At 68.0% G+C, this 11,018-nt stretch carries 11 protein-coding genes and 1 pseudogene; 6 read left to right on the top strand and 6 right to left on the bottom strand.

Features of this window, described 5'->3' with window-relative positions:
• The 3 genes and pseudogenes from MJ783_RS10010 to MJ783_RS10000 all read left to right on the top strand — a co-directional run.
• A pseudogene (locus tag MJ783_RS10010) lies at positions 1-561 on the top strand (hypothetical protein); the annotation flags it as partial.
• A 157-nt stretch (positions 562-718) separates the two neighbouring features.
• Positions 719-895, top strand: a complete 177-nt coding sequence (locus MJ783_RS10005; RefSeq protein WP_370651589.1) for a hypothetical protein — start codon at positions 719-721, stop codon at positions 893-895.
• A 28-nt stretch (positions 896-923) separates the two neighbouring features.
• Positions 924-1,088: a hypothetical protein gene (locus MJ783_RS10000; RefSeq protein WP_239310109.1), complete on the top strand. Its 165-nt coding sequence runs from the start codon at positions 924-926 to the stop codon at positions 1,086-1,088.
• 215 nt (positions 1,089-1,303) lie between these two features.
• Here the strand turns inward: MJ783_RS10000 and MJ783_RS09995 are convergent, their stop codons facing one another.
• A complete protein-coding gene (locus MJ783_RS09995; RefSeq protein WP_239310108.1) occupies positions 1,304-1,678 on the bottom strand; it encodes a VOC family protein in 375 nt (124 codons plus the stop codon).
• A 242-nt stretch (positions 1,679-1,920) separates the two neighbouring features.
• Between MJ783_RS09995 and MJ783_RS09990 the strand changes: the two genes are divergently transcribed.
• Together MJ783_RS09990 and MJ783_RS09985 are read left to right on the top strand one after the other, a co-directional pair.
• Positions 1,921-3,561, top strand: a complete 1,641-nt coding sequence (locus MJ783_RS09990; RefSeq protein WP_239310107.1) for an ABC-F family ATP-binding cassette domain-containing protein — start codon at positions 1,921-1,923, stop codon at positions 3,559-3,561.
• A 72-nt stretch (positions 3,562-3,633) separates the two neighbouring features.
• Positions 3,634-6,135 carry an RNA helicase gene (locus MJ783_RS09985; RefSeq protein WP_239310106.1) on the top strand — a complete coding sequence of 834 codons (2,502 nt, stop codon included), beginning with the start codon at positions 3,634-3,636 and terminating at the stop codon, positions 6,133-6,135.
• On the opposite strand, the gene MJ783_RS09980 is transcribed toward MJ783_RS09985, so the two are convergent.
• The 3 genes from MJ783_RS09980 to MJ783_RS09970 all read right to left on the bottom strand — a co-directional run bounded on the left by MJ783_RS09980 (position 6,126) and on the right by MJ783_RS09970 (position 8,536).
• A complete protein-coding gene (locus MJ783_RS09980; protein ID WP_239310105.1) occupies positions 6,126-7,025 on the bottom strand; it encodes a universal stress protein in 900 nt (299 codons plus the stop codon). The genes MJ783_RS09985 and MJ783_RS09980 overlap by 10 nt on opposite strands.
• 260 nt (positions 7,026-7,285) lie before the next feature.
• Positions 7,286-7,876: an NADAR family protein gene (locus MJ783_RS09975; protein ID WP_239310104.1), complete on the bottom strand. Its 591-nt coding sequence runs from the start codon at positions 7,874-7,876 to the stop codon at positions 7,286-7,288.
• 309 nt (positions 7,877-8,185) lie between these two features.
• Positions 8,186-8,536 carry a hypothetical protein gene (locus MJ783_RS09970; RefSeq protein WP_239310103.1) on the bottom strand — a complete coding sequence of 117 codons (351 nt, stop codon included), beginning with the start codon at positions 8,534-8,536 and terminating at the stop codon, positions 8,186-8,188.
• A gap of 169 nt (positions 8,537-8,705) precedes the next feature.
• On the opposite strand from MJ783_RS09970, the gene MJ783_RS09965 reads away from it, so the two are divergent.
• Positions 8,706-9,560 carry an exodeoxyribonuclease III gene (locus MJ783_RS09965; protein WP_239310102.1) on the top strand — a complete coding sequence of 285 codons (855 nt, stop codon included), beginning with the start codon at positions 8,706-8,708 and terminating at the stop codon, positions 9,558-9,560.
• 208 nt (positions 9,561-9,768) lie between these two features.
• Here MJ783_RS09965 and MJ783_RS09960 read toward each other — a convergent pair whose 3' ends face one another.
• On the bottom strand, positions 9,769-10,461 hold the full coding sequence (locus MJ783_RS09960) for a DUF4230 domain-containing protein (protein WP_239310101.1): 693 nt from the start codon (positions 10,459-10,461) through the stop codon (positions 9,769-9,771).
• A gap of 143 nt (positions 10,462-10,604) precedes the next feature.
• Positions 10,605-11,018 (bottom strand): PP2C family protein-serine/threonine phosphatase (locus MJ783_RS09955; protein ID WP_239310100.1); only part of this gene is annotated, 414 nt, incomplete at its 5' end.

Genomic DNA, 11,018 nt, shown 5'->3' with positions numbered 1-11,018 from the left:
GCGCACGACTGTTTGCACTACGGCAGCTTCCGTGTGTATACGCTGCACAACGACGCACTGACCCGCGTTCGTTACGGCCTGAACCGGCGGGGCCTGAACGGATCACCCTACTCGCCCCGTGACCGGCCGGGCTCGCGGACGACTCGCAATCTTGGAATCGTGACGGAAGGCGCTGTTGACCGTGAGGCCCGCGTCATCGTCCGTCAAGTCGCGGCGATGTACAAGCTGAATGCCTGGCGCACCGCGTTCGATGGCCTGGTATTCCGCGACGCTACGGGCCAGCTCTCGGACACCGACCGGGCCAGCCTTGCAGCACTGACGGAGCCTGTCGGTGTCGCAAATCAAGGCAGATACTTGGCCGCTATGGCTTCCTACGAACGAGTGGTGAACGCTCGCTACCAAGCTTTCCTAGACGAAATTGGCGGCAGCGATCAGGAAGAGCTACACGCTGCGATCATCCGAGGAACTCTAAGCGGCGATCAGTCGGAAGTGCATGCCTGGCTGGAGGACCGTCATGGTCCGAACGCCTTCGATCAGCTGTTTCGCGCCAATACGGACTGAAACGTAGTGCCGGAAATTACGATGTGCGCGTCAGGGGGTCCGGTGACTGTCGACCATTTCCGAGATGACCCATTCGGAGACGACGAGGGAGAGGGTGAGAAGTGGTGGTGGGATGATGACGACGGGTACGAGTACAGGCTTGATGCGGATGGTGAAAGTGCGGGAGGTGGTCATTCCGTCGGGAGCGCTGGCACTGGTGGTGCCGGGGGTTCAGGTGGTGGCGCCGTTCGTCGACGCTCGGGTGCTGGCGGAGTACGCACGGGAACGGAGCATTCTGCCTCCGGGCTACCGGGTGCTGCCGGTCGTGGGGCTAGGGCGGATCGCGATCCTGTGATCTCGGTGCAGCGGTCGGGGGCGGGCTCATGACGGCGGTCGTGGCGGCGGGTACGGCGGATCTGGTGCCGGCCGGGGTGAGTTTCTCCGGGTATCCGGTGTGGCTACGTGAGGACGGTGCCGTGTCGGTGGTGGAGGTGTGGGAGGTGCTGTTCCCGGGCTGGATCGTGGCGGGGGAATCCTCCCCGGCCTGACCCGATTCGATGGGACTGCCTCAGCTTTGGTGAGACAGGACACTCGCGACCGCCATCGGGCCCACCATGATCGCGACTCCGTGACCCGCAATGCGACAACGATGATTGTCGGAAAAGATCGCCGTGCAGGTACGATGCCCAGCACGGATAGCCTTTCAAGCTGGCCATGCCGGTTCGATCCCGGTCACCCGCTCCACGTATCCGGCGCGCTGCCGTCAGGCCGACGGCACGAGAGTCGTCAGGCAGAACGGGTGACCCGCCGGGTCGAGGAGCACACGCCACCGGTCCGGGGATGGTTGCTCGTCGGCAGGCCGTGCGCCGAGGGCAATCGCCTGAGCCTGCGCCGCTTCAAGATCCTCGACTGCGAACTCCATGTGCGCCTGCTGCGGGGTAGCGCCCGTGGGCCACGTCGGGGGCCGATGGTCCGGGACCCGTTGCGCTGTGATCCAGACAGCCGGGCCCTTGACCGCGACGAAGTCCTCACTGCTGAAAGCGATCGCGCCACCGGTCAGCTCCGCGTAGAACCGAGCCAACGCATGAGGCTCGGAGCAGTCGAACGAGATCGCCGCCAGGCGTGCAACACCAACCACCGCTTGCGCTCCCCACCAATTGATCATCAGCAGCTGGCCGGCACTGCTTGCAGCCGCTGACACATCCCGTATGACAGGCGTACCAACGATAACGTCAGCAACGTCAGCTGCTGACAGGCAACGCCCAAGGCGGATGGCGGATGGCGGATGGCGGATGGCCCGGATGGCCAGCCCCCGATGGCCCCGGCCAGAGGCGAGACGTTCCGGAGGGCTTCGCTCGGCGGTGCCGGTAACGTCTGGGTGTGAACGCCACCCTCGTCGCCCAGGGCCTGGCTGCCGGATACGGCGGGCGAGCGCTGTTCAGCCAGGTCGATCTGGTGCTCGGCCCAGGCGATGTGATCGGAGTGGTCGGGGCGAACGGCGCGGGCAAGTCCACCCTGCTGCGCATGCTCGCGGGCTTGGCCAGCCCCGAGCACGGCACGGTGGTACGCACCCCGTCGACGGCCTCGGTCGGCTACCTCGCGCAGGAGCCCGATCGCCGTCCCCGCGAGACCGTGCATGGCTTCCTCGCCCGGCGCGCTGACGTGACCGACGCCCGGCGCCGGTTGGATGACGCGGTCGCGGCCCTGTCCCGTCAGGAGCCCGGTTCGGACGACGCCTACTCGACAGCGCTGGACCGCTGGCTCGCGCTGGGGGCCGCCGACTTCGACGAACGCGCGGCGGTGGTGGCGGCCGACATCGGGCTCACGATCGACCTGAACGTGCCGATGACGGCGTTGTCCGGGGGCCAGGCGGCCCGCGCGGGGCTCGCCGCTCTGCTGCTCAGCAGATTCGACGTCTTCCTGCTCGACGAACCGACCAACGACCTCGACCTCGACGGGCTGGCCCGGCTGGAGACGTTCGTCACGGGGCTGCGGGCCGCGGTGGCGGTCGTCAGCCATGATCGGGAATTTCTCGCCCGTACCGTCACCGCGGTGCTGGAGCTGGATCTCGCCCAGCAACAGGTCAGCTTCTTCGGCGGCGGTTACCAGGCCTACCTCGACGAACGGGAGGTGGCCCGGCGGCACGCCCGGGAGGCCTATGAGCAGTACGCCGACCGCCGCGGCGCGCTGACCGAACGCGCCCAGACCCAACGGACCTGGATGGACAAGGGCGTGCGAAACGCCCGCCGCAAGTCCACCGACAACGACAAGATCGGGCGAAACCTGCGCGCTGAGACGTCGGAGAAGCAGGCCGCCAAGGTCCGGCAGACCGAACGCCTGATCGAACGCATGGAAGTCGTCCCTGAACCGCGCAAGGAATGGGAGCTGCGGCTGCGGATCGCGGCGGCCCCGCGCTCCGGTGCCGTGGTCGCCGTGCTGACCGACGCGGTCCTACGTCGCGGCAGCTTCACCCTGGGACCGGTGACCGCGCGACTGGACTGGGGCGACCGGGTGGCCATCACCGGGCCCAACGGAGCCGGGAAGTCGACGCTGCTGGCAGCGATCCTCGGTCACCTGCCGGTCGACGCTGGCCGGGCGTCGCTCGGTTCCGGGGTGCTGGTCGGCGAGGTCGACCAGGCTCGAGCGCTGTTCACCGTCGACGCCCCGGTTCTCGACGTCCTCGCCCGGTTGTTGCCCGAACTGGTCACCGCCGACCTGCGGACTCTGCTGGCCAAGTTCGGCCTGCGAGCGGATCATATGAAACGGGCGGCCACGACCCTGTCACCCGGCGAGCGCACCCGCGCGGCGCTCGCGCTGCTGCAGGCACGCGGGGTCAATCTGTTGGTGCTGGACGAGCCGACGAACCATCTCGACCTCCCCGCGATCGAGCAGCTGGAAGCGGCCTTGGCCGACTACACCGGCACCCTGCTCCTGGTGACCCACGACCGCCGCATGCTCGAGGTGGTCCACACCACGCGTCAGTGGCAGGTCACGGCTGGTCAGGTCATCGAGGGGAGCTGAAGGCGCCGGCCCTGAAAACGCCGGCCGTCGCGGCCCCGGGTCCGCGATCCGTCAGGCACCATCGGATTTACCATGACGCTCGCCGACCAGCTGCCCGCAACTCCGGAGCCCGACGATATCTTCGACGCGTTCACCGCGTGGGCCGAGGGCCAGGGGCTCGCCCTGTACCCCGCGCAGTCCGAGGCGCTCATCGAGGTGGTCTCCGGTTCCAACGTCATCCTGACCACCCCGACCGGGTCCGGCAAGAGCCTCGTGGCCACCGGCGCCCATTTCACCGCGATGGCCCGCAAACAGCGCAGCTTCTACACCGCGCCCATCAAAGCGCTGGTGTCGGAAAAGTTCTTCGCGCTGTGCGCCACGCTCGGGACGGAACGCGTCGGGATGATGACCGGGGACGCCGCTGTCAACGAGGACGCTCCCGTCATCTGCTGCACCGCCGAGATCCTGGCCAACATCGCCCTGCGGGACGGTGCCGACGCCGACGTCGGCCAGGTCGTGATGGACGAGTTCCACTTCTACGCCGACCCCGACCGGGGCTGGGCATGGCAGGTGCCGCTGCTGGAGCTGCCCCGCACGCAGTTCATCCTCATGTCGGCGACCCTGGGTGACGTAAGCCGGTTCGAAACGGACCTCACCCGCCGGACCGGCCGTCCCACCGCGGTCGTCCGCTCCGCCGTGCGCCCGGTGCCGCTGTTCCACCACTACGTGACCACCCCGCTGCACGAGACGCTCGAAGAGCTTCTGAACACCCACCAAGCGCCTGTCTACGTCGTTCACTTCACCCAGGCGTCGGCGCTGGAACGGGCGCAGTCACTCATGAGCATCAACGTGTGCACCCGGGCGGAGAAGGACGCCATCGCCGAGATGATCGGCGGGTTCCGGTTCACCGCGGGGTTCGGCAAGACCCTGTCCCGCCTGGTCCGCCACGGCATCGGTGTCCACCACGCCGGCATGCTCCCCAAGTACCGGCGGCTGGTGGAGCTGCTCGCCCAGGCCGGGCTACTGAAGATCATATGTGGTACCGACACGCTCGGCGTGGGGATCAACGTACCGATCCGCACGGTCGTGTTCACCGCGCTGTCCAAGTACGACGGAACCCGGACCCGCCACCTGAGCGCCCGGGAGTTCCACCAGATCGCCGGCCGGGCCGGCCGGGCCGGTTATGACACGGTCGGCACCGTCGTGGTGCAGGCGCCCGAGCACACAGTGGAGAACGAACGCGCCCTGGCCAAGGCCGGCGACGACCCGAAGAAACGGCGAAAGATCGTCCGTAAGAAGCCGCCGGAGGGGTTCGTCTCCTGGGGCGTACCGACGTTCGAACGGCTCGTGGCCGCCGAGCCCGAGCCCCTGACGTCGAGTTTCACCGTCAGCCACTCGATGCTGCTCAACGTCATCAACCGTCCTGGCGACGCCTTCGCCGGCATGCGGCACCTGCTCACCGACAACCACGAGCAGCGTCCGGCGCAACGCCACCACATCCGCCGGGCCATCGCCATCTACCGGGCGTTGCTCGCCGCTGGCATCGTCGAGAAACTCGCCATCCCGGACGAGACGGGACGCACTGTGCAGATCACCGTCGACCTGCAACTCGACTTCGCTCTCAATCAGCCCTTGTCGCCCTTTGCGCTCGCCTCGCTCGAGCTGCTCGACCGGGGCTCGCCGAGCTATCCGCTGGATGTTCTATCGATCATCGAGGCCACGCTGGACAATCCACGCCAGGTCCTTTCCGCGCAACAGTTCAAGGCCCGCGGTGAAGCCGTCGCCCAGATGAAGGCGGACGGCGTCGAGTACGAGCGTCGCCTTGAGCTGCTCGACGCCGTCACCTACCCCAAGCCGCTGGACGAGTTCCTCGGTGCCGCGTTCGCGATATACCGGCGTGGCCATCCCTGGGTTGACGATCACGAACTCGCACCCAAATCGGTGGCCCGGGACATGTACGAGCGAGCCATGACCTTCGTCGAGTACATCGGCTTCTACGGCTTGGCCCGCTCCGAGGGGCTGCTCCTGCGCTACCTGGCCGACGCCTTCAAGGCCCTGCGGCAGACGGTGCCCGAGGACGCCCGGACCGAGGAGCTCACCGATCTGACCGAATGGCTGGGCGAGCTGGTCCGGCAGGTCGACTCGAGCCTGTTCGACGAGTGGGAGCAGCTGCGCAACCCGACGCCGGACGCGCCTTCGGCGCGGATCGACGAACGGCCACCCGCGGTGACGACCAACATCCGCGCGTTCCGGGTCCTCGTCCGCAACGCGCTGTTCCGCCGGGTGGAGCTGGCCGCGCTGCGCCGCTACGACGATCTCGGCGCGCTCGACGCCGACGCGGGCTGGGACCGTGACCGGTGGGCACAGGCCCTCCAGCCGTACTTCGACCTGCACGGCGAGATCGGCACCGGACCCGACGCCCGCGGACCGGGACTCCTCATCATCAACACCGAGCCGGGACGCTGGACGCTTCGGCAGATCTTCGACGATCCGGCCGGCGACCACGACTGGGGCATCAGCGCCGAGGTGGACCTTGCCGCCTCGGACGAAGCCGGCGCCGCCGTGCTGCACGTCACCGCCGTCGATCAGCTGTAGGGCGGGCGGATGACCGCGACCGGGCAGAGCGCGTAGCGGGCACACTGATCGCTCACGGAGCCGAGGAGGAGTTCAGCGAAGCCCCCGTGCCCGCGGGCGCCCGTCACCAGCAGCTGCGAGGTCGTGGACTCCAGCAGCAGGGCACGGGCGGCCGAGTCGACGACCACCTCGCTGCTGACGCACAGCCGTGGTGAAACGTCCCGCAGCCCCTTGGCGAGCGCATCGTCGAGCACATCGTTTGCCTGATCGACAAGAGCTCGGCCGGACGAGGCGAGAAACTCCGGATAGGGCGTGGACGCCACCTCCAGCGCGTGTATAACCCGTAGCGGTACGTCACGGTATGTCGCCGCACGGGCCGCCCACGCCAGCGCGGCCAGCGACGATGGCGAACCGTCCACACCGACAGCCACCGGCCGGCGGTCGCCGGGCACACCGAAGCCCCGCCCCCGCACGACGACGGCCGGAACCGCGCCGTGCTGGACGACCGTCTGGCCCACCGACCCGCGGGGAGAGCAATGGAGCAGGCCATGATCGCACGAGCCCACGACCACCATCGGCGCGTGCTTCGACGCCGCCAGCAAGGCGATCACCGCGGGCTCGTGGACCACCCGCCGGACTACCGCGGGAGGTGGCTGGCAGGCCGGGAGCCGAGCAACCGCCGAGTCGAGAACCGCAGCCGCCGTCGCGGTCAACCCATCACGATCAGTAACGTACGCTTGCCGGTGAACGGTCCTGGGCTGGCCGTCCGCGGTCCATGCCAGCACGGCGGTCACAGAGCGCCGATGCATGGCCGCGGTATGCCAGGCCCATCGCAGTGCCTCGACAGAACCCGGCGAGCCGTCCACCCCGGCAACGATCCCTGGCCGCGCGAAGATACTACCGTCTGTCATTGCCGTCCTCCCCACACCGCTCTGGGCGCCGCTCGCTTTGATCATTACGCTGAGGGCGCCCGGGTGCGGGGAGCATCCGGACACAGTGGCGCAGACGTCTGCTGGAAACGCCTGCCTCGGCTGCCCGGCACGGCTGCCCGGCACGGCTGTCTGGCGGCGGATGCCTGGCACGGCCACGCGGAAGCACCGGCGGGGCACTGGTCACAATCGCGGCGTCAGGCTCCGGCGGGGGCCCCTGCCCGGAGAGGAGGGTGGTCGCGTTACCCGGACGCGCTCGAGGTGGACGCGCGCAGCATCGCCCGGACCCGCATGAGCGCGAAACCAAGAAGATTGCGTCCCGGCCAGGCTGACGGAGCCTGCGCACGGGCGTCGTCAGCGGCCAAGCCGATCCCCCACACCCGGTCCAGCGGACTCGCCTCCACCAGTACCCGCTCGCCGGTACCGAGCAGATAATTACGCAACGGCGGATGCTGGTCGAACTTCGCGGCGTTGCCCTGGACCACGATGTCGAAGGAGCACTCGCTCCACACCGCCTCATCGAAACCGCGGACCTGCCGGCCGTGCTTTTTCGCGGCTGCCGGATCAGCTGCGGCGAGAACCGCCCGTGCCGCGGCCATGTCGCCGAACAGCCGGGCCTTGCGCTCCATCATGAAATGCTCAGCCGTCGGATAACGCAGACCGTCCACAGTGAACGCGGAGGGCCACCATTGGCTCAGGCAGCCCACGCCGACGCCACGGCCGCTGCCCCGCGGTGGATGGTGCCCCCAGAAAAACAGGAGATCCAGCGCGTGCCCGGCCTGTTCCAGCAGGACCAGATCCTCGACCTGGGAGGCGTTCGCCGGCGTGGTCACGGCCTGATGGTCGCACGAGTCGCCTCTCCTTCAACGGCATTCCCACCAGTCGGACCACCCCTGCCCTCAACCGGCCGGGACGGTGCTTCAGCTGGCCGGGGCCGCGTTTCAGCCGGCCGGGACGGTGACCGCCGATCGCGTTGAACCGCCGAACGCCGTGCGGGACGCCCGGCGCAACGTTGCGGTACCGGCGGTAGGAAGAGGGCTACGATCTGCAAGTCGCATGACAACTGCATCGGTGAGACCTTTGTCAGAAGGACCCTTGCCCGTATGGAAAATCTTTGCTATATGGTCCTTGTTACGGACCTGTCATCGTGCGCATGTGTCATTGACCCAGTCGGCGAGCCGCCCTCTCAGGCTGATCTCCCCCGGGTTCCGCGAGACACGATCAGCAAGATCACGGATGTCCCCGTCCGGTGCGAGATCACGTACGACCAGAGCCGCCAAGCGGGCCGTCTGCGCGCTCGCACGGATGTCGGCGGACCGCGCGTCGATCTGAGCACAGACCGCGCTGGTACCAGCCTGCCTCGTCTCCTGCGACACCGAGGCACAACCGACGAGCCCGACGAGCCCGACGAGCCCGACAAGCCCGACGAGCCCGGTGGCGACCGCCACCGTCGCCACCGGCCGCAGCATCGGTAAGAGCCTGTCGCGAGCCACGGGCAGCCCCCTCTCCGGGTGTTCCGCGCGCCGCCTGCATCCGCCCGCGGTATCCCGGTGACGGTATCCGCCCGCAACGCCGCATCCAACGCGACCGCGCCGATTCACAACAGTCCGGTTGAGGACACCGCCTCGGCCGAGGGCGGCACGAGCCGGCTAACGTCGGGTGGTGCGAGTAGCGACGTGGAATATCAACTCGGCGAAGGCGCGGCAGGCGCGTCTGATCGAATGGTTGGACCGGGTCCAGCCGGACGTGGTCTGCCTACAGGAGACCAAGCTTTCCGACGACGCCTTCCTGGAGCTCTTCGATGAAGATCTCTTCCGGCGCGGCTACACCGTCGCACATCACGGGGAGGGCCGATGGAACGGCGTCGCGATCTTCTCGCGAGTCGGCCTGGGCGACACCGAGCGGGGACTCGCCGACGCTCCCGGCTTTCCCGGGCCAGAACCGCGGGCGCTGGCCGCGACCTGCGGCGGCATCCGAGTCTGGTCGCTTTATGTGCCAAACGGCCGGGCAGTGGACGATCCGCACTATACCTATAAGATCAATTGGCTCGCCGCGCTACGGGTATGCGTGGAAAAAGCCCTGACGACCACGCCGGTACTCGCCTGCGGTGACTTCAACATCGCTCCCACCGACGCCGACGTATGGGACCCGGCCGACTTCGTCGGCGCCACCCACGTCACCGAGGCCGAGCGACAGGCCCTGCGGGAGCTCACCGCCCTCGGCCTGGTGGACGTCACGCGTGAACGGTGGCCGGACGAACAGATCTTCACCTACTGGGACTACCGGTCGCTGATGTTCCCGAAGAACAAGGGAATGCGCATCGACCTCGCTCTTGCCAGCGGTCCGGTCGCCGAGCGGGTGCGAGCGGTCTGGGTTGACCGGCAGACCCGCAAGGGCACAGGCGCATCCGACCACGCACCGGTGGTCGTCGACATTGACGAGGCACCGGATGGGGACATCGGCCCGATGGTCCCGCCACCCTCCCCGCGCGCGCAGCGCCGCCGGCTGACCGGCTGACCGGCAATAGGGGTGTGGAGAAACGCGAAGAGGAAGTCCCGAGCGCGACGGCGAACTCGGCCTGGGTCAGGCCGCTGTCAGCCAGGCCACGACCTCGCGTGGCGCGGTCAAGGGCCATCAGGCACCCCCTTGATACGTCCGTGGGTGGGTGGGCCGGCCGGACACGGCACAGGTCGACGACACCGATGAACGGCGCGCGGCGGTGCGGTTATCGTGCGTCCGCGTAACTGACGTTGACGGTGGTGAAGCCCACCGCGCTGAACAGGCCCCGCAACATTCCGGTGGTGTTCCGTTCGGCCAGGGTCAGGACGGAACCATCGGTCTTCGCCGCCTGAGTCATCCTGTCCGCGGTTATCACATAAAGTTGGCGATCGTCACTGGCGCTGCCGCTGAGAAAGCCGCCGATCCGGTCCAGCACGCCTTTCTGCCGGGCGACGACATAACTGTGTTCCGGATCAACTTTCGGTTCCGACAGAGTCGGTACCGGCAACCGGACGGACACCGTCCGTCGGTCTTCGGAGACTGTCACCGCATTCTTGTCGATCTTTCCGAAATCAACGACGGCGTCGACGCTGCCGACGCCTACGAACAAAGTCCGCTCGCCCCGCAAAGCGGCTGGTATGAACTTGGTCTCGTCCGCCAGATCGACAACGACCTCGAAATGGGCGCTGGCCGCGTGGTAGTCACTGAGATCGGTCAGGGAACGCAGCACCGCGGGCGGGCTACGGTCGATCGTTTCCCGGCCGAACGGGTTTGTCAGCGACGGCCGCCAGCCGCTGACAAAGCCGATTCCAGCGAACACCAGTACCGCACCGACAAGGACAAGAAACAACCGCGTGATACGCGGGCGGACCCGCAGCAGCGCGACGGCACCGGACATAATGCCGGATCTTTCACTCATGACCGCTGATGTACCCAGAAACGCCCATCGTCACGCACCGACGGCCGGACGATGATCCAAACCCGGCCAGGGGATGCACGATCACGGCTCCAGCCGCGCCTGGCGGCCCTTGGGGGGACTTGAGGGGACTTGAGGCGACTCGGTCACGGAGCGGTCCCGATCGGCCCGGAGCGCTCGGACCGCGACCGAGCGGTGGGGACGAGGCCCTGGCCGTCGCTGGACCGGCTCGTGTCCGTCCGCGCCAGAATGATCGCGGTACGGTCGTCACTCGGACGCCCAGGCGCATGCGCGCGAACCGCTTCGAAAACCGCGTCCAATAACTCGTGAGGACGTCGTGACCGGGCCCGCAGGATCTCCGCGACAAGCCTGTCCTCACCGAACTGCTCACCGCTTGCGTTGCGGGCTTCGGTCAGGCCATCGGTGTAGATGAACAAGGCGTCGCCGGGCCGCAGCCGCAGGGTCGCGGTCGCCCAGGCGCCAGGAGCGGCCAACAGGCTGGATACCAGTGGCCCGGTGGCGGTGAGCGCGACGACAGCCGCGGTCGGTTCCGCGGTCGG

It is taken from the genome of Protofrankia sp. Cj3 (assembly GCF_917627355.1).
In the GTDB taxonomy this organism is placed as follows: domain Bacteria; phylum Actinomycetota; class Actinomycetes; order Frankiales; family Frankiaceae; genus Protofrankia.
The sequence above is the reverse complement of the archived record's forward strand: the minus strand, read 5'-3'. Positions and strand labels throughout refer to the sequence as shown.